This window comes from Luteitalea sp. (assembly GCF_044337415.1).
Classification (GTDB): Bacteria; Acidobacteriota; Vicinamibacteria; order Vicinamibacterales; family Vicinamibacteraceae; genus Luteitalea.
The window spans coordinates 1-4,465 of sequence record NZ_JBIINP010000279.1; the positions used below are offsets into that span (position 1 = coordinate 1).

Genomic DNA, 4,465 nt, shown 5'->3' on the forward strand with positions numbered 1-4,465 from the left:
GGGTGGGATTCGAGCCAGCTCGCGGCGTCGCGCAGCGATGCCGCGGCTGGCCTGAACACAGCCTCGACGACAACGACTGACCGAAGGGAAGGAGTTGGCGGAGAGGGTGGGATTCGAACCCACGTGACGGTTTCCCGTCTAGACGCTTTCGAGGCGCCCCCGTTATGACCGCTTCGGTACCTCTCCGCGCGGCAAGACTCTGAAGTTTATCACGCACGAGGGCTCGGGGTCACCTGCGGTCTGGGGCGGGCCGGAACAGCGGGACCTCCCGAAGGCCGCCGGCGCGCGCGTGTCAGTCCGACGCGCGGAAAGCATCCCAGGCGGCCCGCATCGCCCCGGGCAGCGCGACCAGCTCACCCTCGACGGCGTCGACGAGCGGTTGCGCCTCCGAGGCGCGAAGCAGTTCCCGCACATCCCACAGGTCCTGCGCGCCGCCGGCGTACAGCTTGAGGAGGATCAGGTCCACCGTCGTCACCACCGGCGGCCCGATCCGAGCGGTATCGGCGCGTTCCACCGCGCGCGCCTGCCACGCGTATCGACCCACGACGAGATCGACGGGGCGCTGACCGGGAGCGCTGATTCTCACCACCCCGGCCAGCGGGTCGTCGGCGTCGCCGCGCCGCACGTCGACGGACACGCCCGCCCGCACGAGATCGGCCCAGAGTGGCTGTTCGAGCACGCGCCGATCGGTCGTCAGCAGGTCGATGTCGAACGTCGACCTGGCGATGCCACGTGCGGCCAGCGCCGCCGCACCGATGAGGGCGTGCGGGATGTCGAGAGCCGACAGGAGGCCGCAGACGTCATCGAGCAGCGTCATCCGATTCACCCAACGCCGACCGTGACGGGCGACGCCCCGCCGCGTGCCGACGCTGCAGCTCACGACGCGCCACGTCGCTCGGGAGACCCGCGTGCTCCGCGTACCGCTCGACGTCCTCGTCGCCCAGGGCCAGGCTCAGCGCGATGCGCTCGGAGACCGGCATCGCCAGCACGCGCGCGCGAGTGTCGTCGCGGAGATCGTCGGCAACCGAGGCCATGCCGACAGTATAGGACCAGCCCTTCAGGCGCTCCCCGGGCCGCGTCAGAGGCGCTCGGCCTTCTTCAGCATGTCGGGGTCGAACGTGACGCCGAGGCCAGGGCCATCCGGAAGCGTCAGCTTGCCATTCCTCACCGCGAAGCGCTCGCTCGACCACGGCTCCGCCTCCGGCTGGCTCACGTGGTACTCCTGGAAGCCGAACAGATTGGGCACGCACGCGGCGAACTGCAGGAAGTGGGCCTGCCCTGCGCCCGTCTTGGGATTGTGCGGGGCGATGCCCTTCAGGCCATGCCGCTCGGCATAGCGGGCCACCTCGAGCGCCCGCAGCAGGCCGCCGTTGTACATCAGGTCGGGCTGCAACAGGTCGAGCGTGCGCGTCCGCGCGATGGCCGCGAAGCGCGCCAGCGACGAGTCCTGCTCGCCGCCCGCCACGATCAGGTCGAGCGCGTCGGCCACCTGCCGTGTGTCTTCGTACTCGTCGAACGGACACGGCTCTTCATAGATCGCCACGCCGTGCGCCTGGCAGAGCCGGCCAACCTCGATGCCCCGCGCCACGTCGTACGACCCGTTGGCATCCACGTACATCGTCACGTCGTCGCCGAGCGCCTTGCGCAGGTGAGGGACGATGCGCTCGGTGCGCCCGGGCGACTCGTCGGCATTGCGGCTCATCCGCCCGCCGACCTTGAACTTCACGGCCCGCGCGCCGGTCTCGGCCATGCGGGCCTGGAAGCGTGCGGCCTCCCGCTCGGGCGTGATGTCGCGCTGCGTGCTCGACAGGTACACCGGGAACTCGCGGCGGCGGATGCCGCCGAGTAGTTCGGCGATCGGCTTGCCGGCGATGCGGCCGAGCATGTCGAGCAGGCTGATTTCGATCCAGCCGAGTGGGTTGAAGAACGCGAGTCCCGCGAGCTTGTAGTTGGACTGGTGCCGCCGATAAACGACGTCGACGAGCGTCTCGAGGTCGCGCGCGTCCTTGCCGACGAAGAACGGCACGAGCCGGTCCTTCATCAGCGGGATGAGGTAGTCGCGCTCGTTGGTGAGGCACACGCCCTCGGCGCCGTCGGTCGACACCGTGCGGATGAACACGTGGCCGTCGTGGCGCAGGGCCTCGATGCGCTCGATGCGGACCGGCGCGCGCGAGACGGCGTGCAGGTCGAATCGCGGCGCCGACCCGAACGGCGGCAGCGACGCCGATGACGGCGCCCCGGCCTGCGCTGCGGTGGCGCGTGGCCCGGACCATACCAGTGCCGCCGTGCCGACGGCCGACCGCTGCAGGAAGCTCCGACGGGTATGCGACATTGCGTGTCCTCCGCTCCCGACCCTGTGCAGGTCCCGAACGCGCGCGCCGAACACGCGCCTGGCTGCGGCGTGACGGTAGCTCAGTACACCGTGCCTGAGCAACGGCAGATTGCCGCGACAAATATCTTCGAGGCTGGCGACATTTCAGCAAGGGCATTCGTCACCGGGGTCGCACCGGCGATGATGACGACGTGACATCGGACCTGACTCACTGGAGCGGCGCGCCGCGCCCGCAGCGAACCGTGCTGGACGGGCGCTACGCACGACTCGAACCGCTGGCGATCGAACGGCACGAGGCGCAGTTGTTTGCCTCGGCGCTCGAGCCCGGCGCCGAGGCGCGCTTCGCGTACCTCTTCGACGCCCCGCCAGCCGACGCACGCGCGTTCCGGACCTGGATGGAGACGGCCGTCAGTACCGACGACCCGCTGTTCTTTGCGGTCATCGACAGGGCCACGGGACGCGCGGAAGGACGTCAGGCGCTGATGCGCATCGACGCGCCCCATGGCGTGATCGAGGTTGGCCACATCCTGTGGGGCCCGGCCATCGCCCGGACACGCGTGGCGACCGAGGCGTTGTTTCTGATGGCCGATCACGTGTTCACGGACCTCGGCTATCGCCGCCTCGAGTGGAAGTGCCATCACCGCAACGAGCCGTCGCGTCACGCCGCGGCGCGCTTCGGCTTCACCTTCGAGGGGATCTTCCGCCAGCACATGGTGGCCAAGGGCCAGAACCGCGACACGGTGTGGTTCTCGATCGTCGACTCGGAATGGCCGGCGCTGAGATCGGCGTACCAGCAGTGGCTCGCGCCCGACAACTTCGACGCCCAGGGCCAGCAGAAGCGGCGACTCGAAGAATTGCGCTGACGGCGTTCAGCGTTCGGCGTTCGGCGTCGGCGCTCGGCGTTCCCTGAAGAAGTCCTGCATGAGGCGCTGGGCCTCGCCCGCCAGCATCCCCTCGACCACATCCACGCGGTGGTTGAACTGCGGCGACGCCAGCACCTGTGCCGTCGACACCACCGCGCCCGCCCGCGGCTCGCGTGTGCCGAACACGAGCCTCGCGATGCGCGCGTGCACCAGCGCACCCGCGCACATCGTGCAGGGCTCCACCGTCACGTAGAGGTGGGCACCTGTCAGGCGGTAGTTGCCGAGATACGCCGCGGCTTGGCGCACGGCGACGATCTCCGCGTGCGCCGTCGGGTCCACGCCGCTGATCGGGCGGTTGTACCCGCGCCCGACGATGGTGCCGTCGAGCGCGACGACGGCACCGACCGGCACCTCGCCGAGGTCTGCGGCCATGGCCGCCAGGCGAAGCGCCTCGCGCATGCAGGCCTCGTCGGTGATCAATGCACCCGGTGGCTCGACCATCGGCAGCCATTGTGCCGCAGGCGTCCCGCCTCCAGCCGGCCTACGGAAGAGCTCCAGGGATTTCCATGGGAAGGAAGTACCTTCCGAAGAGAGGTCTACCTATTGGAACCCCTTGGCCGCCGTGTTAGAAACGGGGCTGCCCCCTCCCGGCACGGGTTCCGCCGCGCATGCGCCGCAGGGCCCGTCGGGTCGTGTTCGGAGGCCGCGTGGAACCTTCAGGTCGCTCGCCAGCACGCACGGGACTCTCCCCGGACTTCGGGGCCGCGCCAGCCATGGAGGCGGTCGCGGCATCGCTCGTCGAGGCGCTGCCCGGTCATGCCGTGCTCCTCGATGCCAACGGCACCATCGTCGCCGCCAATACCCGATGGCGACATTTCGGTGTCTGCCAATCGTTCAACGACCCCGCGGCGGGTGTGGGGATGAACTACCTGGACGTGTGCGACGCCGCGACCGGCGCCGACACGGCGGACGCCAACACGGTGCGCAACGGCATCAGGGGCGTGCTCGATGCGCGCCTGTCGCGCTTCGCCCACTTCTACCCGTGCTTCACCCCGACCGATCAGCGCTGGTTCGAGGTTCTGGTCCACCCCATCACCTCGTCGACGGTCATCGGCGCCGCCGTGGCGCACGTGGATGCCTCTGGCCGCATGCCGGGCGTGGATGGCGCGCTGGTCAGGCAAGCGGAGACGATGGAGGCCATCGGGCGCCTCGCCGGCGGGTTGGCGCACGACTTCAACAACCTGCTGACGGCGTTGATCGGCTTCACGGA

At 69.7% G+C, this 4,465-nt stretch carries 6 protein-coding genes, 1 tRNA gene and 1 pseudogene; 3 read left to right on the forward strand and 5 right to left on the reverse strand.

Annotated features, from left to right (window positions below; all coding sequences use genetic code 11):
- Positions 1-95: 95 nt before the first annotated feature.
- The 4 genes from ACIRDX_RS20830 to ACIRDX_RS20845 form a co-directional block, all read right to left on the reverse strand.
- Positions 96-186, reverse strand: a tRNA-Ser gene (locus ACIRDX_RS20830).
- Positions 187-292: 106 nt separating this feature from the next.
- Positions 293-817: a hypothetical protein gene (locus ACIRDX_RS20835; RefSeq protein ID WP_396627358.1), complete on the reverse strand. Its 525-nt coding sequence runs from the start codon at positions 815-817 to the stop codon at positions 293-295.
- Positions 801-1,034 carry a hypothetical protein gene (locus ACIRDX_RS20840; RefSeq protein WP_396627359.1) on the reverse strand — a complete coding sequence of 78 codons (234 nt, stop codon included), beginning with the start codon at positions 1,032-1,034 and terminating at the stop codon, positions 801-803. The genes ACIRDX_RS20835 and ACIRDX_RS20840 overlap by 17 nt, the downstream gene beginning before the upstream one ends.
- Positions 1,035-1,078: 44 nt before the next feature.
- Positions 1,079-2,332 carry a mandelate racemase/muconate lactonizing enzyme family protein gene (locus ACIRDX_RS20845; RefSeq protein ID WP_396627360.1) on the reverse strand — a complete coding sequence of 418 codons (1,254 nt, stop codon included), beginning with the start codon at positions 2,330-2,332 and terminating at the stop codon, positions 1,079-1,081.
- Positions 2,333-2,335: 3 nt separating this feature from the next.
- On the opposite strand from ACIRDX_RS20845, the gene ACIRDX_RS20850 reads away from it, so the two are divergent.
- Positions 2,336-2,527 (forward strand): hypothetical protein, encoded by a 192-nt coding sequence (locus tag ACIRDX_RS20850; protein WP_396627361.1) that lies wholly within the window; start codon positions 2,336-2,338, stop codon positions 2,525-2,527.
- On the forward strand, positions 2,524-3,195 hold the full coding sequence (locus ACIRDX_RS20855) for a GNAT family N-acetyltransferase (protein ID WP_396627362.1): 672 nt from the start codon (positions 2,524-2,526) through the stop codon (positions 3,193-3,195). The genes ACIRDX_RS20850 and ACIRDX_RS20855 overlap by 4 nt, the downstream gene beginning before the upstream one ends.
- 6 nt (positions 3,196-3,201) lie before the next feature.
- Here the strand turns inward: ACIRDX_RS20855 and tadA are convergent, their stop codons facing one another.
- A complete protein-coding gene (gene tadA / locus ACIRDX_RS20860) occupies positions 3,202-3,696 on the reverse strand; it encodes a tRNA adenosine(34) deaminase TadA (RefSeq protein ID WP_396627363.1) in 495 nt (164 codons plus the stop codon).
- Positions 3,697-3,902: 206 nt separating this feature from the next.
- Between tadA and ACIRDX_RS20865 the strand changes: the two are divergent.
- Positions 3,903-4,465, forward strand: a pseudogene (locus ACIRDX_RS20865) (hypothetical protein); the annotation flags it as partial.

Excerpts from the sequence above, each read along its gene's own strand:
- ACIRDX_RS20835 (WP_396627358.1), bottom strand. The coding sequence starts at position 817 with ATGACGCTGCTCGATGACGTCTGCGGCCTCCTGTCGGCTCTCGACATC.
- ACIRDX_RS20840 (WP_396627359.1), bottom strand. The coding sequence starts at position 1,034 with ATGGCCTCGGTTGCCGACGATCTCCGCGACGACACTCGCGCGCGCGTG.
- ACIRDX_RS20845 (WP_396627360.1), bottom strand. The coding sequence starts at position 2,332 with ATGTCGCATACCCGTCGGAGCTTCCTGCAGCGGTCGGCCGTCGGCACG.
- tadA (WP_396627363.1), bottom strand. The coding sequence starts at position 3,696 with ATGGTCGAGCCACCGGGTGCATTGATCACCGACGAGGCCTGCATGCGC.